This is a genomic window from Flavobacterium nitrogenifigens (assembly GCF_003254565.1).
Taxonomy (GTDB): Bacteria; Bacteroidota; Bacteroidia; order Flavobacteriales; family Flavobacteriaceae; genus Flavobacterium; species Flavobacterium nitrogenifigens.
In genome coordinates this window covers 34,404-56,708 of sequence record NZ_QJRI01000181.1, presented here as the reverse complement: position 1 = coordinate 56,708, position 22,305 = coordinate 34,404, and the positions used below count along the sequence as shown (strand labels likewise).

Annotated in this window: 22 protein-coding genes and 1 riboswitch; of the genes, 8 read left to right on the top strand and 14 right to left on the bottom strand. The window is 34.0% G+C overall.

The annotated features are described in order from the left end of the window. Positions 1–51: 51 nt before the first annotated feature. The 5 genes from thiC to DM397_RS20265 form a co-directional block, all read right to left on the bottom strand. Positions 52–1,875, bottom strand: a complete 1,824-nt coding sequence (gene thiC, locus DM397_RS20285) for a phosphomethylpyrimidine synthase ThiC (protein ID WP_111379270.1) — start codon at positions 1,873–1,875, stop codon at positions 52–54. Between the two features lie 101 nt (positions 1,876–1,976). Beyond that, positions 1,977–2,183: a sulfur carrier protein ThiS gene (gene thiS / locus DM397_RS20280; protein WP_111379268.1), complete on the bottom strand. Its 207-nt coding sequence runs from the start codon at positions 2,181–2,183 to the stop codon at positions 1,977–1,979. A gap of 67 nt (positions 2,184–2,250) precedes the next feature. Next, a riboswitch (TPP riboswitch) is annotated at positions 2,251–2,347 on the bottom strand. Positions 2,348–2,445: 98 nt separating this feature from the next. Beyond that, positions 2,446–3,006: a DNA-3-methyladenine glycosylase I gene (locus tag DM397_RS20275; protein WP_111379266.1), complete on the bottom strand. Its 561-nt coding sequence runs from the start codon at positions 3,004–3,006 to the stop codon at positions 2,446–2,448. A 15-nt stretch (positions 3,007–3,021) separates the two neighbouring features. Next, the gene (locus DM397_RS20270) at positions 3,022–3,699 is read right to left on the bottom strand and encodes a hypothetical protein (protein WP_111379265.1); all 678 of its coding nucleotides are present in this window, start codon (positions 3,697–3,699) and stop codon (positions 3,022–3,024) included. A 23-nt stretch (positions 3,700–3,722) separates the two neighbouring features. Beyond that, a complete protein-coding gene (locus DM397_RS20265; RefSeq protein ID WP_008466784.1) occupies positions 3,723–4,385 on the bottom strand; it encodes a queuosine precursor transporter in 663 nt (220 codons plus the stop codon). 271 nt (positions 4,386–4,656) lie between these two features. Here DM397_RS20265 and DM397_RS20260 point away from each other — a divergent pair, with 271 nt between their 5' ends. Beyond that, positions 4,657–6,720 carry a M3 family metallopeptidase gene (locus tag DM397_RS20260; protein WP_111379263.1) on the top strand — a complete coding sequence of 688 codons (2,064 nt, stop codon included), beginning with the start codon at positions 4,657–4,659 and terminating at the stop codon, positions 6,718–6,720. A 57-nt stretch (positions 6,721–6,777) separates the two neighbouring features. On the opposite strand, the gene tsf is transcribed toward DM397_RS20260, so the two are convergent. From tsf to DM397_RS20230, 6 genes are all read right to left on the bottom strand, one after another. Next, on the bottom strand, positions 6,778–7,740 hold the full coding sequence (gene tsf / locus DM397_RS20255) for a translation elongation factor Ts (RefSeq protein ID WP_111288029.1): 963 nt from the start codon (positions 7,738–7,740) through the stop codon (positions 6,778–6,780). Between the two features lie 143 nt (positions 7,741–7,883). Next, on the bottom strand, positions 7,884–8,651 hold the full coding sequence (gene rpsB / locus DM397_RS20250) for a 30S ribosomal protein S2 (protein WP_111367996.1): 768 nt from the start codon (positions 8,649–8,651) through the stop codon (positions 7,884–7,886). A gap of 176 nt (positions 8,652–8,827) precedes the next feature. Beyond that, the gene (gene rpsI / locus DM397_RS20245) at positions 8,828–9,214 is read right to left on the bottom strand and encodes a 30S ribosomal protein S9 (RefSeq protein WP_008466792.1); all 387 of its coding nucleotides are present in this window, start codon (positions 9,212–9,214) and stop codon (positions 8,828–8,830) included. Further along, positions 9,214–9,669 carry a 50S ribosomal protein L13 gene (rplM, locus tag DM397_RS20240; RefSeq protein ID WP_111379262.1) on the bottom strand — a complete coding sequence of 152 codons (456 nt, stop codon included), beginning with the start codon at positions 9,667–9,669 and terminating at the stop codon, positions 9,214–9,216. Before rplM ends, rpsI begins: the two co-directional genes overlap by 1 nt. A 194-nt stretch (positions 9,670–9,863) precedes the next feature. Beyond that, positions 9,864–10,676: a ferritin-like domain-containing protein gene (locus tag DM397_RS20235; protein WP_111379260.1), complete on the bottom strand. Its 813-nt coding sequence runs from the start codon at positions 10,674–10,676 to the stop codon at positions 9,864–9,866. 25 nt (positions 10,677–10,701) lie between these two features. After that, entirely contained in the window at positions 10,702–11,448 is a 747-nt protein-coding gene (locus DM397_RS20230) for a ferritin-like domain-containing protein (protein ID WP_111379626.1), read from the bottom strand. A 207-nt stretch (positions 11,449–11,655) separates the two neighbouring features. On the opposite strand from DM397_RS20230, the gene DM397_RS20225 reads away from it, so the two are divergent. Then, positions 11,656–12,681, top strand: coding sequence for a LacI family DNA-binding transcriptional regulator (locus DM397_RS20225; protein ID WP_111379258.1), 1,026 nt, complete (start codon positions 11,656–11,658; stop codon positions 12,679–12,681). Between the two features lie 36 nt (positions 12,682–12,717). Here the strand turns inward: DM397_RS20225 and DM397_RS20220 are convergent, their stop codons facing one another. Beyond that, positions 12,718–13,833: a hypothetical protein gene (locus DM397_RS20220; protein WP_111379257.1), complete on the bottom strand. Its 1,116-nt coding sequence runs from the start codon at positions 13,831–13,833 to the stop codon at positions 12,718–12,720. Positions 13,834–13,967: 134 nt separating this feature from the next. Next, positions 13,968–16,805: a DNA polymerase I gene (polA, locus tag DM397_RS20215; protein WP_111379255.1), complete on the bottom strand. Its 2,838-nt coding sequence runs from the start codon at positions 16,803–16,805 to the stop codon at positions 13,968–13,970. A gap of 326 nt (positions 16,806–17,131) precedes the next feature. Here polA and DM397_RS20210 point away from each other — a divergent pair, with 326 nt between their 5' ends. The 6 genes from DM397_RS20210 (at position 17,132) to DM397_RS20185 (ending at position 21,610) form a co-directional block, all read left to right on the top strand. After that, positions 17,132–17,344: a hypothetical protein gene (locus DM397_RS20210; RefSeq protein ID WP_111379254.1), complete on the top strand. Its 213-nt coding sequence runs from the start codon at positions 17,132–17,134 to the stop codon at positions 17,342–17,344. A 185-nt stretch (positions 17,345–17,529) separates the two neighbouring features. After that, positions 17,530–18,204, top strand: coding sequence for a response regulator transcription factor (locus DM397_RS20205; RefSeq protein ID WP_111379252.1), 675 nt, complete (start codon positions 17,530–17,532; stop codon positions 18,202–18,204). 10 nt (positions 18,205–18,214) lie between these two features. Continuing rightward, positions 18,215–19,543, top strand: a complete 1,329-nt coding sequence (locus DM397_RS20200; RefSeq protein WP_239457886.1) for a sensor histidine kinase — start codon at positions 18,215–18,217, stop codon at positions 19,541–19,543. A gap of 104 nt (positions 19,544–19,647) precedes the next feature. After that, the gene (locus tag DM397_RS20195; RefSeq protein ID WP_111379251.1) at positions 19,648–19,836 is read left to right on the top strand and encodes a hypothetical protein; all 189 of its coding nucleotides are present in this window, start codon (positions 19,648–19,650) and stop codon (positions 19,834–19,836) included. Between the two features lie 162 nt (positions 19,837–19,998). Continuing rightward, complete coding sequence (locus tag DM397_RS20190; protein WP_111379250.1) at positions 19,999–21,234, top strand: metallophosphoesterase; 1,236 nt, start codon at positions 19,999–20,001, stop codon at positions 21,232–21,234. A 73-nt stretch (positions 21,235–21,307) separates the two neighbouring features. After that, positions 21,308–21,610 carry a thioredoxin family protein gene (locus DM397_RS20185; RefSeq protein ID WP_008466807.1) on the top strand — a complete coding sequence of 101 codons (303 nt, stop codon included), beginning with the start codon at positions 21,308–21,310 and terminating at the stop codon, positions 21,608–21,610. A 24-nt stretch (positions 21,611–21,634) separates the two neighbouring features. Here DM397_RS20185 and DM397_RS20180 read toward each other — a convergent pair whose 3' ends face one another. Continuing rightward, entirely contained in the window at positions 21,635–22,276 is a 642-nt protein-coding gene (locus DM397_RS20180) for a polysaccharide deacetylase family protein (RefSeq protein ID WP_111379249.1), read from the bottom strand. Positions 22,277–22,305: the final 29 nt, after the last annotated feature.

Below are 22,305 nucleotides of genomic sequence, written 5' to 3'. Positions count from 1 at the left end.
AGATCGTCTATTTAAATCTTAATACTTAATTCCTCCATCTTAATACTCATGTTATATATAAATCTCTTTCCCTTGCTCAATAAATTCCTCTGATTTCTCTTGCATTCCTTTTTCAGCTGCAGCAACATCTCTAATTTCCTGAGATATTTTCATGGAGCAGAATTTAGGGCCACACATCGAACAGAAATGCGCCACTTTTGCTCCATCAGCAGGGAGTGTTTCGTCATGGAATTCTCTTGCTGTATCTGGATCAAGGGCCAAATTAAACTGATCTTCCCAACGGAATTCAAAACGAGCTTTACTCAAAGCATTATCGCGATATTGTGCTCCCGGATGACCTTTTGCTAGATCGGCAGCATGCGCAGAAATTTTATAAGTGATTACACCATCTTTAACGTCTTTTTTATTCGGTAAGCCCAAATGTTCTTTTGGCGTTACATAACACAACATTGCACAGCCATACCAGCCAATCATAGCAGCGCCAATTGCCGAAGTAATATGATCGTAACCTGGAGCAATATCTGTAGTTAATGGGCCTAAAGTGTAAAAAGGAGCTTCATGGCAATGTTCCAATTGTTTGTCCATGTTTTCTTTAATCATGTGCATTGGCACGTGACCTGGGCCTTCAATGAAAACCTGAACATCATGTTTCCAAGCAATTTTGGTCAATTCTCCCAAAGTTTCTAGTTCGGCAAATTGAGCAGCGTCATTCGCATCTGCAATCGAACCCGGACGTAAACCGTCTCCCAAAGAAAAAGCAACATCGTATTGTTTCATGATTTCGCAGATTTCTTCAAAATGTGTGTAAAGGAAGTTTTCTTTATGATGAAACAAACACCATTTTGCCATAATCGATCCGCCTCGAGATACAATTCCAGTAACTCGATTGGCAGTTAAATGAATGTAGCGAAGTAAAACTCCAGCATGAATTGTAAAATAAGAAACCCCTTGTTCTGCTTGCTCAATCAATGTATCGCGGAAGATTTCCCAAGTTAAATCTTCAGCAATTCCTTTTACTTTTTCTAATGCCTGATAAATTGGAACGGTTCCGATTGGAACGGGAGAATTACGGATAATCCATTCTCTGGTTTCATGAATATTTTTTCCTGTTGATAAATCCATAATCGTATCGGCGCCCCAACGGCAAGCCCAAACGGCTTTTTCAACTTCTTCTTCGATGCTAGAAGTTACAGCACTGTTTCCGATATTGGCATTAATTTTTACCAAGAAATTACGACCTACAATCATAGGTTCGCTTTCTGGGTGATTAATGTTGTTTGGAATAATTGCTCTTCCGCAGGCTACTTCAGAGCGTACAAATTCGGGTGTGATTTTGCTTTTTGGAGTATTAGCACCAAAACTATGACCGCTGTGTTGGCATTGCATTGCCTTGGTTTGTTCGTTTAAAAGCTCAATACGCTGATTTTCGCGAATAGCGATATATTCCATTTCTGGAGTGATAATGCCTTGTTTGGCATAATACAATTGAGTAACGTTTGCGCCCTTTTTTGCTCTTTTTGGCTGATGCAGATACTCAAAACGAAGGTGATTAAGGCTTTCGTCTTTTAATCGGCTTAAGCCATAATCTGAAGTGATTTCGTTTAAAATTTCGACATCGTTTCGGTCTAGAATCCAACTTTCGCGTAAGCGTGGCAATCCTTTTCTAATATCAATTTCGATATTTGGATCTGTATAAGCTCCAGAAGTGTCATAAACCGTTACTGGAGGATTTTTTTCTATTCCACCATTTGAAAGTTTAGTGTCGCTTAAAGTTATCTCGCGCATGGCTACTTTTATTGGGTGAATTTCTCCATCGATATAAACTTTTTTAGAATTCGGAAATGGGGTTCTTGATATTTGTTCTTCGTTTGTCATGATATTTTTGTTTCAGGTTTGAAGTTTCAGGTTAACTTGAATTATGGTTATTCTCAACTATAGATTGGAATTTGTAATTTTCTGTTTTGGAATTTTAAAAATTATCCCCCTTGCGTAGCAGAAATAATTAAAATTTCGTCAGTTTCTTGTACGAAGAATTCGTTCCATTTGAGTTTTGGAACAACGGTATTGTTAACAGCAACGGCGATTCCGTTTTGTTTGTGCGGAATTTCGAGATCGAGCAATGATTGAACGCTTAGCGATTCAGCATTGAATTGTTTGGTTTGTTGATTGATTTTTAGTTCCATTCCTTTTTGAGTTTAGTGTATAGATACACCTTAGGAATGGCTACAATGACGCATAGAAATGCGTTCAAGAAGTCATCTTACTTTTCCCTACGCTAGTATGAACTAGATCAGGTTCAGAGGGTAAAATCTCAGCCTGCGCGATGCAGACACCCCTAAAGTGTGAAGCAAATATATGTATTTTTTTTAAGTTTTCAGTCTCAGTCTCAGTTTTCAGTTTTTAAAACTAAGAAAAGTCCCTGAAAACTGAGACTGAGACTGAAAACTATTTAGCTCTAGTAAAGCAATCTTCTACATGATCATTGACCATTCCGGTCGCTTGCATGTGAGCGTAAATAACGGTTGAACCAACAAATTTGAATCCGCGTTTTTTTAAATCTTTGCTGATCGCATCAGAAATTGGAGTAGTTGCCGGGACATCTTTCAAAGTTTTCGGATTATTGTCAATTGGTTTGCCGTCAGTAAATTTCCAGATATAATTAGAGAAAGTTCCAAATTCATCTTGAACTTTCATAAAAGCCTGAGCGTTTGTAACGGCAGATTTAATTTTGAGTTGATTACGAATGATTCCTGTATTCTGCATTAATTCTTCGATTTTATCTTCAGAATAATTAGCAATTTTTTTATAATCAAAATTGTCAAAAGCAGTTTTGAAGTTTTCCCTTTTATTTAAAATAGTAATCCAGCTTAGTCCAGCCTGAAAAGTTTCTAGAATTAAAAACTCAAAAATAGTTGGGTCGTCATAAACAGGAGTTCCCCATTCTTCGTCATGATATTTTTTATACAAATCGCTGGCAGAACACCAGCCACATCTTATTGGTTCCATTTTTTAATTCTAATTTTATCTTCCAATCTGCCAGCTATATCCTTTTACAGTTGGAATATAAGCTGAGCGTCCAATTATAATTAAATTAGTGTAGATTTTCCTGTTGTATTTAATGCCGATAGCATTGCCCGACATGTACATTTTATTTGCTTTGAATTTTACTTTCATTTTGCCATCTTCAAGTTCAGCATCTGATACTTTTTCGACAAGCCAAGTTGACTTCCATTTAACGGACAACTCATTTTCGGCCGTTTTAGTAACGCTTTTAACTAGTTTAACGGCTTCTTCAGGAATTTCGAAGTTTTGCGTCAGCTCTTTTTGTGTCATTGTTTGACCCATTTTACAATTATCAAGGATCTTTCGGATATTAATAAAGTTTAGCAATTTGTCATTTGCTTCTTTTTTAATATCAATATTTGCATTTTGAGTTTTGTTTTCAAGATCAGGAGTTGGAGTTATCGCAATGGCATTTTTTACAGCGAAAACTTTTTGATTTGCAGCGGTTTTTTCTACTCCAAATTCTTCAGAGGTTTTAATGCTTTTTGATGAAATTTTTACACCTTTTTTGACAGGAGCTGGTGTTAACTTGTTAACAGGTTGAATGGCTTCTTTAGGCTGTTTTTTTTCGTCATTGCCACAGCTGAAAAAGAAATAGGTAACAGAGAATAAAATAAGCAAGTAAATTTTTTTCATGACCTAAATATGTTTTTTATTTTTCATCCTTTATGTGCAGGATCTTCGTCTAAATATTTTTTAATTAGATGATGCCCTAAATAAATTGCAGGAGTCAATAAAATAGCTATTGCTAATTTAAAAGTGTATCCTATTAATCCTGAAGATATAAAGGTGTCAAAATCAATTTTTCCAGGAAGCCAAAAAGCAATTCCTAAAACTATAAATGAATCAAATAATTGCGAAATTACAGTAGAACCGGTTGCTCTTAACCATATTTTCTTTTCGCCAGTTCTATTTTTGAAAAACCAAAATATCCAAACATCTATAAGTTGAGAAGCCATAAAAGCTATTAAGCTCCCCACAATAATCCACATGCTCTGCCCAAATACTGCCTGAAATTGATCATCGTTTACAGGACTGATTCCTTTTGCGGCAGGAATTGTAATGGCCATAAAAAGAATTAAAAAAGCATAAGCAATCAAACATGCTGTAATGAAAGAAAGTTTTTTTACCCCTTTTTCTCCAAAGTATTCATTAATCAAATCGGTTGTAAGAAATACAATTGGCCAAGGCAAAATTCCTATACTCATTACAAAAGGGCCAATTTGAATTAGCTTTCCTCCAATTAACTCAGCTACAACGGCATTGGTAATAAATATTCCTGCTAAAATTACAAAAACAATTTCTTTTCTGGTTCTAAACATTTGATTTTTGATATTGATATTTCAAAAATAAACTATTTCTTTTAATTCTACCAATCAGACATTCCTACGGAATGAAATGCTTTATTAAAACAGCAGTGTGAAATATTATTTTGTTTAATCCATTGGATAAAATGACATGAAATTAATTTTATATTGGATTAATTTTTATAATCCTTTAGAATATGAAGTTTGCTTTTGATTGGTTAATTTTGAGATTCTGTTGCATTTTTTGCTAGTCAGATTTTGTGCAGAACTAATTAATGCATTTGTTATGAAAACACCAATAGAGATAGAAAATTCATTATTAAGAGATTGGTCTGGGCCTTATGGAGGAGTTCCAGATTTTACAGTATATAAAGTTTCAGATTTTAAGCCTGCAATAAAATTTGCTATTCAGGAAAAATTAGAAGAAATTGATTCAATTGCAAATAATCCAGAAAAACCGACATTTAAGAATACAATTGAAGCTTTAGAGCTTTCTGGTGAAAAATTGGATCGAATTCATGCAATTTACGGTATTTACAGATCTAATCTAAGTACTGCAGAATTTAATGCAGTTGACACTGAAATGTCTCCAAAATTGGCAGAGATTAATGATAAATTGTATCAAAATGAAAAACTGTTCTCTAGAATTGAAGCCTTGTACAAATCGGATGAAAAGAATAATTTAACGAAAGAGCAGCAACGTTTGCTATGGCTTTATTATACCGATTTTGTTAGAGAAGGAGCAGAGTTAAAAGTACAAGATAAAGAGAAAGTGGCTAAGATTAATCAAGAATTAGCAACGCTTTTTACATCATTTAGCCAAAAATTGTTAGCAGAAGAAAACGATCAGTATATAGAACTAAAAACAGAAGCGGATTTTGATGGCTTGCCTGAAGAATTTAAAAATGCGGCCATTGCCGAAGCTAACGAAAGGAATCTAAATGTTTTGGGATGTATTGGAAATACAAGATCTTCAATTGAACCTTTTCTGACTTTTTCAAACAAGAGAAGTCTAAGACAAGAGGCTTTTGATATATTCGTAAAACGAGGCGATAATAAGAATGAAAATGATACAAATGAAACACTTGTGTCTATTTTAAAATTAAGAGCTGAAAAAGCGAAGATTTTAGGCTTTAAAAACTTTGCTGAATGGAGTTTATCTAACAAGATGGCTAAGGATCCACAGAAAACGCTAGATTTGATGCATTCTGTATGGAAACCTGCTGTAGAAAAAGTAAAAAACGATGTTTCTGCTATGCAGGAAATGGTAAATAAAGAAGGAGGAAATTTTAGAATTCACCCTTGGGATTACCGCTATTATGCAGAAAAAGTGCGTAAAGCACTATACGATTTAGATCAGAATGAAATTAAGCAATATTTGCAGCTGGAAAATTTACGTGAAGGAATGTTCTGGACGGCAGGCGAGTTGTTTAATTTAGGTTTTAAGCAATTATTTGATGTTCCTGTTTATCATCCCGATGTTCGTGTTTGGGAAGTGAACAATAAAAATACAGGAGAAGCAATAGGACTTTGGTATTTTGATCCTTACGCTCGTACAGGAAAACGTTCAGGGGCATGGATGAATTCGCATAGAGATCAGCAGAAAATAAAAGGCAATGTACTTCCTATTGTGTCAAACAATTGCAATTTCATAAAAGGAAATAGAGGCGAGCCTGTTTTGATTTCGTGGGATGATGCAACGACTTTATTTCATGAATTTGGTCATGCACTTCACGGATTATGTTCTAATGTTACTTATCCAAGTCTTTCTGGAACTTCAGTTGCGAGAGATTATGTTGAGTTTCCGTCTCAGTTGCTGGAACATTGGCTGGCAACGCCAGAGGTTTTAAATAAGTTTGCGCTTCATTATAAAACTAACGAGCCTTTATCACAATCATTAGTAGAAAGAATAGGAAAAGCAGCTAATTTTAATGAGGGTTTTGCAACAGTAGAAACGATTTCAAGCTCATTTGTTGATATGAAACTGCATTTAACAACCGAAACAATCGATCCGCAGGCATTTGAAGCGCAAGTTTTAAATGAAATTAATATGCCGTCAGAAATTGTGATGCGACATAGAATTCCGCAATTTGCGCATATATTCTCAAGTGACGGATATGCGGCTGGTTACTACAGTTATTTATGGGCAGATGTAATCAATGCAGATGCTTATGAAGCGTTTCTGGAAGCAGATGGACCGTTTGATAAGAATGTTTCAGAACGTCTTTATGAAACCGTTTTAAGCGTTGGAAATACGATTGATAATGAAGAGATGTATGAGAATTTTAGAGGCCATGCACCACAATCTGATGCATTGATGAGAGCGAGAAATTTTCCAGTTGAAAGCTAAAAATAAAAAAGCCCGAATAAATAAATATTCGGGCTTTTTAATATTGAAAATAATATATTAACCTAAAGTAACTCTTTTGAAACCTGTAATTTCAACATTGAATCCTTTTACGTAATCACCAACTTTTTTACTGTCATCTTTGATGAAGTTTTGATCTAAAAGAGCTTTCTCTTGATCTAAAGTAGTGTTGTCAGAAATGAAACGTTGAACTTTTCCTGGAAGAATTTTATCCCAAATTTGCTCTGGTTTACCTTCAGCTTTTAATTCAGCTTTAGCATCTTCTTCAGCTTGTTTGATAACTTCAGGAGTTAATTGAGAGAAAGAGATGTATTTAGGAACATTTTTCAAAGTTTTTCCTAAACGTTTTGCTTCTTCATTGTCTTTTTCGATTACAGCGATACGAGCAGCAAGTTCAGATTCAACGAAAGCAGGATCAAAATCTTTGTAAGATAAAGTATCAGCTCCCATAGAAGCAACTTGCATAGAGATGTCTTTTGTTAAAGCTTCAGCGTTAGCAACTGGAGCAGAAATTGCAGTTAAAGCAGCAATTTTATTAACGTGAACATAAGATCCAACGTAAGCACCTTCTAAAATTTCGAAACCACCGATTTCGATTTTCTCACCGATAACTCCAGTTTGCTCGATTAATTTCTCAGCAACTGTAATTCCGTTGAAATCAGAAGCTAATAATTCTTCTTTAGAAGAGAAGTTGATAGCTCTTTCTACTAAATCTTTAGCTAAAGCAACGAAAGCTTCATTTTTACCTACGAAGTCAGTTTCGCAGTTTAAAGTGATGATAGCTCCTTTAGTGTTGTCAGCATTGATAAAAGAAACAGCAGCTCCTTCAGCAGACTCACGGTCAGAACGGTTAGCAGCAACTTTTTGTCCTTTTTCTCTAAGGATTTGGATAGCTTTATCAAAATCTCCTTCAGCTTCAACTAAAGCTTTTTTACAGTCCATCATTCCGGCACCTGTAGATTGTCTTAATTTATTTACGTCTGCAGCAGTAATTGTTGCCATAATATTTTAAGTTTTAATATGTTTTTAAAAGTAAAAAATTCCAGCTTTTAAATCCCAAACTCCAATTTTAATAAATTATCAACATAACGTTTTTAATTTTGTCTTGGATTTTGGAATTTAAAATTTGGAATTTAAATTTTGATTTATTCTTCAGTTTCAGTTGCAGGAGCTTCAGCTTCAACAGCAGGAGCTTCTTCAGCAGCTTCAACTTCTTTCTCAGCACCTCTGTCAGAAAGACCTTCGATTACTGCAGTAGTTACTAAAGATAAAATTTTGTCAATTGATTTAGAAGCGTCATCATTTGCAGGAATCACGTAATCAACCTCTCTTGGGTCAGAATTCGTATCAACCATTGCGAAAACTGGAATGTTTAATTTTTGAGCTTCTTTTATTGCGATGTGTTCAGCTTTGATATCTACTACGAACAATGCTGCAGGTAGTCTAGACATATCAGCAATTGAACCTAAGTTTTTCTCTAATTTAGCACGTAGACGATCAACTTGTAAACGCTCTTTTTTAGATAAAGTGTTGAAAGTACCATCTTTCTTCATTTTATCGATAGAAGACATTTTTTTAACTGCCTTTCTGATAGTTACAAAGTTAGTCAACATTCCGCCTGGCCATCTTTCAGTGATGTAAGGCATGTTTGCAGCTTTTGCTTTATCAGCAACGATGTCTTTTGCTTGTTTTTTGGTAGCTACGAATAAGATTTTTCTACCTGATGCAGCGATTTTTTTCAAAGCTTCGTTAGCTTCTTCAATTTTAGCTGCAGTTTTATATAGATTGATAATGTGAATACCATTACGCTCCATATAAATGTAAGGAGCCATATTTGGATCCCATTTTCTAGTCATGTGTCCGAAGTGAACACCTGCTTCTAGTAATTCTTTTACTTCTATTTTGTTTGCCATTTTTGTACTAGTTTACGTTCTGTTGATTAGCAATGTATAAATGGCGATTTCTCTGGCTTTATACATTTAGATGCTAAACTATATCCTACCTCGATAGGAGAGCAACAATAACTGTGTTTTTTAATTTCAATAAATAATTGATAATGTCTTGTCCCATCTGAACAAGACAGGTAATATTAACGTTTAGAGAATTGGAATCTCTTACGAGCTTTCTTCTGACCGAATTTCTTACGTTCAACCATTCTTGGGTCTCTTGTTAATAAACCTTCTGGTTTAAGGATAGCTCTGTTTTCAGCGTTAACTTCACACATTACGCGTGCTAATGCCATTCTTACAGCTTCTGCTTGACCAGTTGTACCACCTCCGTAAACGTTTACTTTTACGTCAAAGTTACTAGCGTTTTCTGTCATAGAAAGCGGTTGTAAAACTTTGTATTGTAAAGTTGCAGTTGGAAAGTAAGTTGCGAATTCTTTTTTGTTTACAGTGATGTTTCCAGTTCCTTCAGAAACGTATACACGTGCAACAGCGGTTTTTCTTCTACCGATTTTGTGAATAACTCCCATTACTTAAGATCATTTAGGTTAACAGTTCTAGGTTTTTGAGCTCCGTGTTTGTGCTCAGCTCCTACAACAACATTTAGATTTCTAAAAAGTTCAGCACCTAATTTGTTTTTAGGTAACATACCTTTTACAGCTTTTTCTACTAATGCAGCTGGATTTTTAGCTTGCAATACTTTAGCAGTTAAAGTTCTTTGTCCTCCTGGGTAACCTGTATGACGCATGTAAATTTTGTCATTCATTTTTGTACCTGTAAGGTTAATTTTTTCTGAGTTGATAACAATTACGTTATCTCCACAGTCAACGTGCGGTGTGTAACTTGGCTTGTACTTACCTCTTAAAATCATTGCAACTTTAGAAGCAAGACGTCCTAAGTTATGACCTTCAGCGTCAACAACAATCCACTCTTTAGTTACAGTGGCTTTACTTGCTGAAACTGTTTTGTAGCTTAATGCGTCCATAATATTATTTTAATTAAACATTCCATCCCCAATAAAGGGGATGCAAAAGTACAATTAATTATTTTAAAACCAAATACCTGAAAGAATATTTTATCTGCTGAAAATCAGGTACTCAGTTTTTTAATTAATTAATGAATAAAAAAACCGTCTTCACAATAATGTCAAGACGGTTAAATATTTAGAGAAAAAAGTAATTATACAATAAATATATTGGCAATATCAACAACCTGCTGAGTTGTAAGTGGCTCATCATAAGCTTCTGAGCCTGCTGCAGCTCCAAAAGCGGCGGCAGTATTAAACCCAGCTTGCATAGTTACGCCTTCGCCATCATAAACTGCTTGTGTTGCGGCAGGCATGCCAGCGCCTCTTTCGGCATTAGAAATCCATCCTTTTAAACCTCTCAATCTTCTAACTTCAGAAGCATGACGAGCTTCGACAGAATGAATCTGCAATGCAGCAGTCAATAAATCGGGAGTTGTTATCAAATTTGCAGCTTGTCCTTTGTAGGCTCTAACTCCTGTATCTTCAAAGGCTTGTGCTAAGGCTAAGAATGTTGGATAATCATGAAAAGGATCAAATGCCCCACCCACAGTAAAATCGAAAGTGGGTTTAGGAACGAAGTTCGGACTTGCGGTACCACCTAAACCAGCAATTAAAAATTTGACATGATCAGATTCATGATCTGCAATCTGTTGAAAGACTTTTAAATCGCGTCCGCCATTTTCAGAAGCTGGAATTACTCCAGAATCTAATGCCATAGCATAAAACTCATTTTCGAGATATTCTAAGGTTAAAGCAAACTGAAGTGCTCCAATAGGAGTTGCAGGAGTTGCTGTTATGTCTTTAGCGAAAGCTTTATTGGTAAGAGCCGACAATCCGAAAGGAATTGTTGCTAGAGCTAAATTTTTTCCAATATTTCCAAACTGCGAAAAACTGTCTCTGCGTGAACCAGTACTGTTCATTAAATTGTCGTCAGTAAAGGATTCTATAAATTTTAAAATGTTCATAATTTCTAAGTTTTACTGGTTAAGATTAAGGCAAGTATTTAGCTGTAAATTTTGTGGTAATAAAACCAGCAGCAATCGGGAGGATTTTAGATGGATCTTTTGCATCATCTAAACCTGTTGACATATTTACGATATCGTCTCCAGCAAAATCTTTAGAATTTGGATTGATCAAACTTCTTATGGCAGATGCATGTCTAGCTTCAACAGAAACAATTTTTCCTGCTAATAGTAAATAATCTGCAGTTTTAATCAATTTTCCAGCTCCGTTATAAGCGGCAACACCTGTGTCTTCAAGTGCTTTTGCAGTTGCTAAAACTTCGTTACGACTATTAAAATTTAAAGAGCCATATGTAAAAGACAAAGTCGGAAGCAATTGAGAACTAGGATCTGGAAGTGCGCCAGTCAAAGCTGCTTTGAAAAAATCTCTGTGAACTACTTCATGATGATATAAGTCGGTCAAAACTTGACGCTCAGTGTCATTAAATACAGTATTAAAGCTTGTAGAATTTACAACCTTAGTATAAAAGTCCGCTTCTAGCTGCTCTAGAGCGTAAGCGTAAGTGAGAACACCAAAGTCACCTGAGCCTAGGTCAAAAATGCCATTTCTGACTCCTGGCAAAGATGTGTCCTCCATATTGTTGTTATCGTCATTATCGCTGCAGCCAGCAAGAACCAAACCTGTGGTAACTAATGTTAATCCACTGAGCTTAAGAAAGCTCCTTCTGCTATTCAGTGAAGGGTCAACTTCATGAATTTTAACTTCGTTTTTCATAATCAAGTTTTTTATTAGGTTAACAACATTGGCCATAGTTGTTTGGTATTTAATTATTAACGAAATTTTAGGAGATGCGGTTTCAGAATAATCCTCTTTTATGGATTTTTTTCGAATAGGCAGTATAATTTCAAAGACAAATGGTTGTTTTTTGTTTTATTTTCGGTAATTCTACTATATTTGTATTAATTACATAAACTTTTATAGATGAAAGCTAAAGCAACTCTAAAACAAATTGCGAAAGAACTAGGAGTTTCTGTGTCAACAGTGTCTAAAGCATTGAATGACAGTCCGGAAATTAGTGAGCAAACGAAGGTTAAGATTAAGGAGTATGCCAAACTCAAAAATTATAAGCCGAATGTTATTGGTCTAAATTTAAAAAATCGTAAAACCAAAACGATAGGGGTAATTATTCCTAATATTCTAAATTCTTTCTTTGCGAAAGTTTTTAGCGGTATTGAGAAAGTTGCCGATAAGAAAGGGTATAATGTAATTACTTGTATTTCTAACGAATCTTTAGAGAAAGAAATTCATACACTTGAAATGTTGAGTAACGGAACCATTGACGGATTTATCCTTTCGGTTTCTGAAGAAGCTCAAAAACTTCAAGATTACAATCATTTTTCTGAAATAATTAACGACGGAACACCAATCGTGATGTTTGATCGTATTGCTGATGAAGTAGATTGCGACAAAGTTGTTGTAGATGATTTCGATTCAGCATTAAATTCAACACAGCATTTAATCAATCTTGGATGTAAAAATATCGCTTTAATATCTTCTGTAGATAACTTGAGTGTTGGAAAATTAAGAGCTGACGGATATTTGAAAGCTTTAGCGGACAATAATATTCCGGTAAATGAAAAAATTATTCTTCGTACCGATTCTGAAGAAGATATGAAAGCTAAAATTGATGCGATTTTTGACAATAAAATTGATGGAATTTTTGCTTTAGATGAAAATGATTCGGTTGCGGCTCTACGAGTAAGTTTGAAAAAAGGATACAGAGTTCCAGAAGATATTTCTATTATTGGTTTTGCAGATGGTATTTTAGCTTCAAGACGTTTATCGCCAAGTTTGACAACAGTAAGTCAGCATGGTGTTGAAATTGGAGAAGTTGCTGCTAAAAGATTAATCGAAAGGTTAGAGGAGCCTGAAGGAACAGTTTCTGAATATGAAACAATCGTAATCAAGACAAAATTGAAAGAAAGAGAATCAACTCGAAAAAAATAAAACTAAACATCCATTCGTCACAACGAATGGATTTTTTTATTTAAGCTCATAAGGAAATTTAGGATTCTTGTATTTTTTTAATCTCTCAAACGGAACTAAAAAAGATTCTTCACAATTTCTGGCTGCCCTGTAGAAACTCGGAGTAAATTCAATTCCTTTTTCTGTGTAATTCCAAGCTGCAAATTTCCAGTATTCTGCGTTGGTATAATCGCAGTCATCGTCATTATCGGGTTTTTTAAATTGCTCTATTGAGGTGATGATTTCTAATAATTTTGAAGCAAAATAATTATTTCTGTATTTTGAAAAAGCGTCAAAATTATTTTCACTGTCACCCGTCACGCTTTTGTCAAAAGCTAGAATATCATCAATTCCATATTGTTTTCCATAATTTAAATCAATTAGATATCCACTGCTTCCAAAATCTGGATGAGCACCTCCGCAATCCCAAAACATTGAAACTTGAAAACCTAATAAGTCATTGTTCAGAAAATTAATTGTTGTATTTCCTTCAATGCCTTTTCCTTGGCTATATTCAAAACTAGACGCACAATTAAGCTGAGCTAATGTGTTTTCAATATGTATTTTTTCTAAAATTGGATTAATCAAAGTTTTATTTTTCTCTGAGAAATTATTTTCCAATCTAAAGAAATCTGAATCGCAATGTTTTTCAGAATACCATACAAATTCTTTGTTGTTATAAAGTGTTGTTTTCTGTTTTTTGAATTTCAGAAATTTATATTTTACTAGATTGAGACGTTCATCATCAAATCTAATTTTGAGATTTGATTTATAGTTATCAAAATTTACAGGTTCAAGATGAACGGCTAACTGCTTGTCTTTGCTATCATACCAAAAACCATCAAAATTATTACCCGACTTTTTCAAATAGAATTTTTCAGTAATATTATCGCCAGGTTTAAAGTAGAAAGTGAAATTATTACTGTCGTTTAATTTTCCTTCGAGCTTAATATCTTTTAATGAATTTTTGTAGAAATAAGTTGCATTTAGACTTGTTTCATTGTCCGATTTATAAACTTGAACAGTCATAAAAATAGTGCTTTTGCCTAAAGTTCCTTCGAGATAATAAATCTTGCTCTGACAAATTGCAATTGTTGAATAAAGTAGAAATAGGTATAAGAAATATTTCTTCATTTTACTATCTTTTAAATCTTTAAAGGTTGTTGTAAGCTGTAAATGTAGCAAAAGTAAAATTCTTACAATGTTGTTTTTAATGAATAAAAAAGCCGTTCAATTTGAACGGCTTTTTAAGTATGAAGAATATTTTTTTAGTGCGCTTCTAACCAGTCTTTTCCTAAACCAAGTTCTACTTCTAAAGGAACCGACATTTTGAAAGCATTTTCCATTTCGTGTTTAATCATTGGCTGGATTTTTTCGAGTTCATCATTGTGAACATCGAACACAAGCTCATCATGCACCTGAAGAAGCATTTTAGACTTCCAGTTTTCGTCACGAAGTTTTTTATGAATGTTGATCATGGCAATTTTGATCACATCGGCAGCACTTCCTTGAATTGGTGCATTTACAGCATTTCGTTCAGCGGCGCTTCTTACAACAGCATTAGCAGAATTAATATCTTTTAAATAACGGCGACGACCTAAAATAGTTTGTACATAACCTTTTTCACGAGCAAATTCAACTTGTTCAGAAATATAAGATTTAAGACGCGGATAAGTTTTGTAATAAGCATCGATCAAAGCGGCACTTTCGCTTCTAGAAAGTGAAGTTTGGCTACTTAAACCAAAAGCAGAAACACCATAGATAATTCCGAAGTTTACCGTTTTAGCATTGCTTCTTTGTTCACGGGAAACTTCTTCTAAAGCAACATTAAAAACCTTTGCTGCGGTTGCTCTGTGAATGTCTTCTCCGTTTTGGAAAGCTTTAATCATATTTTCTTCGCCACTTAGAGCTGCAATAATTCGCAATTCAATTTGCGAGTAATCGGCAGAGATTAAAGTATGGTTTTCATCACGTGCAACAAAAGCTTTACGAATCTGACGGCCTCTCTCGGTACGAATCGGAATATTCTGCAAGTTTGGATTATTAGAACTCAAACGGCCTGTTGCAGCAACTGCCTGCATATAATCTGTATGAACGCGTAAGGTCTTTTTGTCAACTTGTTCTGGTAAAGCTAAAATATAAGTACTTTGCAGTTTTACCATTTGTCTCCAATCTAAGATATCTTTTACGATTGGGTTGTCATTTGCCAAATAAGTCAAAACTTCTTCTCCAGTTGCATATTGTCCAGTTTTGGTTTTCTTTTGTTTTGCTCCGCCAATTTTAAGTTTGTCAAATAAAACATCTCCTAATTGTTTTGGAGAAGCCAAATTGAATTTCTCACCAGCTGTTTCGTAAATTTTCTGTTCCAAAGATTTGATTTCAACATCCATTTCTTTCGACATTTGATTTAAGAAATCAACATCTAAGCGAATACCTTCCATTTCCATATCGGCCAAAACACTTACTAAAGGAATTTCGATTTCATCAAATAACTTTTTAGTTTCAGTTTTGTCTAATTGAGTTGTGAAGATTTCTTTCAATTGTAACGTAATATCGGCATCTTCCGCAGCATATTCTTTAATATCTTCCAAAGGAACATCACGCATATTAAGCTGATTTTTTCCTTTTTTGCCAATTAAAGTTTCAATTGATTTTGGAGAATATTTTAAATAAGTCTCTGCCAAAATATCCATATTATGGCGCATATCTGGATTAATCAGATAATGCGCGATCATAGTATCAAAAAGCTTTCCTTTTACAGTTACACCGTAATTAGAAAGGATTTTTAAATCGTATTTTAAATTTTGTCCGATTTTTTCAATGTTTTCATTTTCAAAAAACGGAACAAATTTTTCGACTAAAGCTTTTGCTTCTTCCTGATTTTCTGGAAACGGAACATAAAATGCTTTTCCTTTTTCATAAGAAAATGACATTCCGACCAATTCTGCATGCAAAGCATCTATTCCTGTGGTTTCAGTATCAAAACAAACTGAAGATTGTTTTTGCAGATTCTGCAAAAGCATTTTAATGCCTAAATCGCCTTGAATGGTTTGGTAAAAATGCTCTGTGTTTTCTAAAGTATTATAAAAAGAAGTTCTTGGGGCATCTGTATCTTCGTCTGCATCAGCGCTTCCAAAAAGATCAAATTGGTCTTCATTTTTAGCGGCAGTTTTTTTAGCTGGTTTTGCGTCTGTAGCCGCAGTAGCAGTCTGAGTTCCATCTGCTTTAAATAAATTATCAAACTGCTCTGCCATTCTTCTAAATTCTAATTCTTGAAAAATAGCATCTGTTTTTTCAATATCTGGGCGAGAAAGCTCGTAATCTTCTTCATTAAAAGTAACATCGCAATCGGTAATAATCGCAGCCAGTTTTTTAGAAAGAATTCCTTTTTCTTTATTAGCTTCGATGTTTTCTTTCATTTTGCCTTTTAGCTTGTCTGTATTAGCCAAAAGATTTTCCATAGAACCAAACTCTTTCAAGAATTTTTTTGCTGTTACTTCACCAACACCAGGCAATCCAGGAATATTATCTACAGCATCACCCATCATTCCAAGAAAATCAATTACTTGTTCAGGTCTTTCAATTTCAAATTTTGCCAAAACTTCAGGAACTCCCCAAATTTCGATTCCGTTACCCATTCGGGCAGGTTTGTACATAAAGATATTTTCAGAAACCAATTGAGCAAAATCTTTATCGGGCGTTACCATAAATACCTGATAGTTCTGTTTTTCTGCCTGTTTTGCAATTGTCCCAATCAAATCATCGGCTTCACAGCCCGCAAGTTCAATAATCGGAATATGCATGGCTCTTAATAACTCTTGAATATAGGGAACAGCAATTTTAATTGCCTCTGGAGTTTCGTCACGGTTTGCTTTGTAATCAACAAACATTTCAGATCTTACATGACTACCGCCTTTGTCGAAAGCAACGGCTAAATGATCTGGTTTTTCTCTTTTAATAACATCCAAAAGTGAGTTCATAAAACCCATAATTGCAGATGTATCCATTCCTTTTGAGTTGATTCTCGGGTTTTTTATAAAAGCATAATAACCACGAAAAATTAATGCATAAGCATCTAGAAGAAAAAGGCGTTTTTGAGTTGACATATTAAAAATATTAGTCTGTAAAAATAAACAATTGGGTTCTCAAAAATTAGACTAACAGGATTTTTTTTCCACCATATAAGTTATATAAGTTCATTTTAGTTGAGACACGCCTGTAGAGGCGCGCTTGTAGAGACGCACTGCAGTGCGTCTACATATTTGTGAAGAGTTTTTAAATGAACTTATATAACTTATAAGGTAAAAAAAACTCAAAGCGTTAATATCAAGTTAAAATTTTTTATTCAGGGATTTCTTCATTTTGGCTTCATTTTCAGAAGGTAATTTTGATCTGTAAAATAAAAGGTATTAATTCATAAATCTTAGAAATCATGAGAAATTTATTAATGTTACTAGTGGCAGTTTTAGGAACAAGTGCAATGGTTCACGCATTTCCTGCAAAAGATGGAAAAACAGCTCCAGCAAAAGAAGTGAAAGCTACAAAACATCCTAAACACAAATCTGATAAAAAAGCAAAATCAGTAAAAACTGAAGCTCCAAAAACAGAAGCTGCTAAACCAGAAACCGCAAAAGCTAAAAAATAAAAATTGCTCTCGTTTTGTTTTCGAAGCATTGTAACGAAGGCAAAACAGGAATAATGATTATGAGAATGCGATTGAAGAAGCTGATGAAGAAATTTGTCAGCTTTTTTCATTCGTTAATTTTTTAATAATGTGCCGCTAGACTTTTGATAATTGATTAATTTTAGTTGTGCTTAAATGCTTTGTTTATGAATGTTTTAATAGTTGAGGATAATAAAGAACTTGCTGTAGAGGTTTACGATTTTCTGTGCAATGCTGGTTATATCTGTAAAATTGCAAATAATTGTGCCGATGCATTGGACGAATTTGGAAGCAATGATTATGATGCCATGCTGTTGGATTTGGGGTTGCCTGATGGCGATGGTTTTGAGGTTTTGCAAACGATTCGAAAAACTAAGTCAAAAATTGCAGTAATTGTCCTTACAGCGCGGGGAGAATTGGATGACAGGATTAACGGACTTCATCTTGGTGCCGATGATTATTTGACAAAACCTTTTGCCTTGACAGAATTGGGAGCAAGATTGTTTGCTGTAATTCGCAGGATTCATGGTTTTACTTTAAACAATTTAAGCATTCATGGCTTTTTATTACAACTTCAAGATTATAAGGTGAGTTTTGATGAAATTCCCTTAAGTCTCACTAAAAAAGAATTTGATATTTTTCAGTATTTAGTTCTCAATAAAAACCGTGTGATTACAAGGTTACAATTGACCGAACATATTTGGGGAGATATTCTAGAAGTCAATTCAGATTCCAACTTTATAGATGTTCATGTTCGAAATCTTCGAAAAAAATTAGACAAACATACTTCAATAGATTGGTTTGAAACGGTTCGAAATGTGGGGTATCGTATAAACGAATAAATTTATTCTTGTGAAAATAAAACATCAATTAGCCATTTTTAACGCCATGACCAGATTGCTGGTCATTTTGGTTTTATGGTTGATGCTTCCTATTTTGGTAGAAAATGTAGTTTATCATCATATTAATAATAGTCTACTAGAGAAAAAGAAAAAGTTTATCGAGCATCTTAATCAGGAGGAAATCAATGATTTTATGGAAAATCAAGATGACTCGACTCAAACTTTTTCTGAATTTTCGACACTTCACAGTGAGTTTTTGGTGCTTTCAAAAATGCCGATAAAACCGCATCAGAAAAAAACAACTTTTACAAACGAGTATCGCAAGATTGAAAATGAAGAAAGCGAATACAGAATATTACAGCATCACTTTACTTACGAAGGGCAAGATTATCAGCTCGAAATTGGAAGCAGTTTAAGCGAGGTAAATGATTTGACTTTTGTCATAAAGCTTTTTATCATCATTGTTTTTGTGATAATTCTCTTGATTACTTTTTTGGCAGACACTTTTTATATTGAATACCTTCTAAAACCATTTTATAAAATTATTGACACCAAAATTAGGCGCGTAAACGAACCAGAAACATTTGATCATACTCCAATAAAAGCAACTTCAAGAGACTTTAGGGAATTAGACTTTGTTTTGAACCAAATGATGGATCGAATTACTGAAGTTTTTAAAAAAGAAAAACAGTTTATCTCAAATGTTTCGCATGAACTTCTTACACCAATTGCACTGCTCAAAAACAAACTTGAAAATTTGTTGCAGAATCAATCTTTAGATGATAATGCAGTCGATAAAATTGCGGGATCTCTAAAGACGCTGGATATGCTGAAAAAAATCATCAATAATTTATTGCTGATTTCTAGGATAGATAATAATCAATATGAATTGAATGAGGAGATTAATCTTCGTGAAATTGTTTCTGATTTGCAGGAGGACCTTCAAGATCGAATTGAGGATAAAGATATTCAGTTCATGAACGAGATGGAGAATGATTTTGTTTTTATAGGAAATAAAACCTTGGTTCATATCCTTATATATAATCTTGTAACTAATGCCATCAAATACAATAAACCAAAAGGGGGCATAATTATAGAAGACGGTTTTGCAGATGAACACTATTATATTTCGGTAAAAGATTCAGGAATAGGTATGGACGAATCTCAGTTGGAAAAAATATTCACGCGTTTTGCTAGAATCAGTTCAGATCAGGAAGGACAAGGGTTGGGGCTTGCAATTGCCCAAAGTATTGCCTCTTTTCATCATATTCAAATCAAGGTAAAATCGGTTTTAAATCAAGGAACTACTTTTACTTTACTGTTTGAGAAAGCTAATTAAAAGTTAAAATTTCTTGTAAGACTTTTTCTTCATTTTGTCTTCATTTTGTGGTTATACCTTTGACTTATAAATAATGAAAATAACAATCATAAAAATTTAAAGTCATGAAAAAATTAGCAATTTTAGCAGTAGCAGTTTTAGGAACATTTGCAATGGCAAACGCACAAACAACTCCAGCACCAGCAAAAACAAAAGAAGTGAAAACTGAGAAACACGATAAAAAAGCAAACAAAAAAGCTAAAGGAGAGAAAAAAGCAGAAACTGCAAAAACAGAAACTCCAAAAGCAAAATAATATAAGATTTTAAGTCTTAAGATTAAATAGTTTTAAAGGTTGGTAGGTTAAAGCTGGAAGAGTCATCTTTCAGCTTTTTTATATTTTACAGCGTTAAATTTTTTATAATAAAAAGAAATAGAATTTTCATTCTTTGTTACTTTGTTTAAAACTATATATTAAATGATTTTTCGTTTTATAATTCTATGTGCTCTTTTATTATTTATTGAGTTCTATTCATATCAGGCTTTTCGAACTTTAATCAAAACACGTTGGGTTTTGATTAGTTATCAAGTTATAAGCTTACTGGTCTTAGTCTTTATCATCTATTCTTTCTCGCAAGTAGATCGCTCTGTTGGTCAAACTAGACAATTTATGTTTACGACAGGATTGATGCTGACGGTATATGTGCCTAAAATTTTGCTTACACTAATCATGTTTGGCGAGGATATTTTTAGAATAGGCGCCAGTATTTTAAACTATTTTGTTTACAATGCTCCAAGAAAAGAAATGATGCCTGATCGTAGAAAGTTTGTGAGTCAGATTGCATTAGGTTTGGCGGCGATTCCTTTTTTGTCTATAATTTATGGAATTTTTGAAGGGAAATATAATTTCAAGGTAATCAAACAAACCATATTTTTTCCAGATCTTCCAGATGCTTTTGATGGGTTTAAAATCACGCAGATTTCTGATGTTCATAGCGGAAGTTTTGATAATCCAGAGAAAATAAATTACGCTATTGATTTGATCAATGCACAAGAAGCAGACTTGATTTTGTTTACTGGGGATATTGTAAATACCCATGCTAAAGAAATGCATCCTTGGCTCGAAACCTTTAGCCGTATTAAAGAGTATAAATATGGGAAGTTTGCCGTTTTAGGAAATCATGATTATGGCGAATATGTAACTTGGCCTTCTGAAAAAGAAAAAGACGAAAACTTTAAGGCAATTAAAAACCTGTATGGCCAAATTGGTTTTAAATTAATGCTTAACGAACATACTTACATTCAGAAAGGCGATGACAAAATTGCTTTGATTGGTGTAGAAAACTGGGGAGTGAATTTTAAGAAAGCAGGCGATTTAAATAAAGCTTCAAAAGATGTTCATCAAGACGATTTTAAAGTTTTAATGAGCCATGATCCGAGCCATTGGGATGCCGAAATTAAAGACCACCCAAAGAACTTTCATTTGACTTTTGCAGGCCACACGCATGGTATGCAATTTGGAATTGAGATTCCAGGGTATTTTAAATGGAGTTTGGCACAATACATTTATAAACAATGGGCAGGATTGTACGAAAACATCGGAAGATACGTTTATGTTAACCGCGGATTTGGTTTTCATGCGTATCCTGGACGAGTAGGAATTATGCCTGAAATAACAGTAATTGAACTAAAAAAAGGCCGTAATGTCGGTTAATTCGTTAAAAATGCTACATTTGTATAATATTTATTTCTTTTAAGAGATTTAAAAAACTTAATTTTTTGGTTTTATGTCAAAATTTGGAGAACTAATAAATGCCCAAGTTCCAGTGTTAATTGATTTTTACACAGATTGGAATGAATCTTCAGTTTCTATGCATCCTGTTATTAAGGACGTAGCTGCTGCGCTTGGCGATAAAGCCAAAGTAATCAAAATTGATGTAGATAAAAATCAGGAACTAGCAGAAGCACTTCGTATTAAAGGGCTTCCAACTTTAATGATTTACAAAGAAGGACAAATGATCTGGAGGCAATCTGGAGAGCTTGATGCCAATACTATAATCGGAATTGTTCAGGAACAATTTAACGTCTAAATAACTTCTCTTTATTGATGTTATTTAGTGAATAATATCAAATTTATATCCATTTTCTTTTAAAAAATGCAGTGTTCGAGGCAAAGCAAATCTTAAATTTGGAGAAGCTTTAATACTGTCATGAAAAACAATTACGCTACCAGATTTTACATTTTTGGTTACATTTTCGAGACATTTTTCTGGAGTAATGCTTTGATCGAAATCGGCACTCAAAACATCCCACATTACTATTTTATATCCTAAACTTCTAAGGATTTTAGACTGTGCTTTTTTGATTTTTCCATAAGGAGGGCGGAACAATAGACGATGAGGAGCTTTCTCTTGCTCATCTAAAACAGCAGCGCAGTTTTTTACATTTTCAATATAATCATTCGTATGGATTTTCCACCCATTCACATGATTCATAGTGTGATTGCCAATTGAATGTCCGTCGGTAATTAGCTTTTCAAATAAAGCCAGATTCGCTTTAATGTTTTTTCCGATGCAGAAAAAAGTAGCTTTTGCATCAAATTTTTTTAATTCGGATAAAACCCAGTCTGTAATTTCTGGGGTAGGGCCGTCATCAAAAGTGAGGTATATTTTCTTTTCGTTGTTAGGAATGTCCCAGCAATATTTAGAAAACACCTTTTTAATAAATGCGTTAGTTTTTACCCAATAGAAGCTCATTTTGAATTAAAATTGTATTACATGTATAA